Annotated in this window: 1 protein-coding gene; it reads left to right on the top strand. The window is 58.3% G+C overall.

Going from position 1 to position 953, the window contains the following annotated elements; genetic code table 11:
* On the top strand, positions 1–953 hold a 953-nt coding region (locus AvAM_RS22670; protein ID WP_171012378.1), incomplete at both ends, for a Tn3 family transposase.

The raw sequence follows: 953 nt of genomic DNA, 5'->3' as shown, positions 1-953 counted from the left end.
TTGACCGATGCTCAGATCGTCGCGGCGATGCGCGACCTGGTGCCCAAGAATGCAGAAAACTTTGCCGGTACGCGGGCTCAATTCGTCCGGGAAACACTGGTGAAAGAACAAGCGCCGCGTATGTCGGCCCTGCTCAATGCCCTCGGAGTCCTTGAGATCAAAGGCGAGGAAACGGACAAGGCGCTCAAGCAGCTCAAGACGCTGCGCGATTTGTCCAAACGCGGCATCAGCAGCCTTCCCGAGGGGTTTGATGTGTCGGTTGCGGACCCAAGCTGGCACTCGCTGCTGGAAGGCCCTGATCGCAAGGTTGCTCTTGCAGCTCTCAAAGCAAGCGCAGCGACTTCTTTGAAGAAAGCGATCAAGGGCGGAAAGCTGTGGCTGGAACACAGCAGCCGCCATCGCAACCGTGCCGATCAGCTGATACCCGAAACACAGTGGGCCGAGAAGCACAAGTCGCTGATCCGAGCTTTGAGCTTGACGGACAATCCAGATAAGTTCCTGGAGCGCGTGCTGGGACGGGTCAAAGCGGGCATCGGCCAACTGGTGCAGGCCGTGGAGGACGGGGCCTTGACCATAGACAGCCAGGGGCATATTCACATTGCACCGATTCAGGCGCTTGAAGTCGAACCCCAGGTCACCAAGACACGCGAGAGCATGTTCAACATGATCGGCGATGCCCAGTTTGGCAACATGCTGGTCGAGATCGACGCAAAAAGCGGCTTTAGCCAGGCTCTGCTAGGCCGCAGAGCCAAAGACATGGCTGAACTGAAGGCCGTCTACGGCGCCCTATACACACACGGAACAGAGAACACGGCCAAAGGTGTCTGCGCGATGATCCCAGGCCTGCAGGTGTCTCAGGTCACTATGGCCATGCGTGCAACGGAGGCCAGTGGCCGTTTGCGGGAGGCCAACTCACGGGTCATTGAGTTCCAGCAAAGCATGCCTATTGCCAA

Origin of the sequence: Acidovorax sp. NB1, from assembly GCF_005405905.1 — a bacterium.
In the GTDB taxonomy this organism is placed as follows: domain Bacteria; phylum Pseudomonadota; class Gammaproteobacteria; order Burkholderiales; family Burkholderiaceae_C; genus Acidovorax.
Note: the sequence above shows the minus strand (reverse complement) of the source record. Positions and strands in the feature narration are given on the sequence as shown.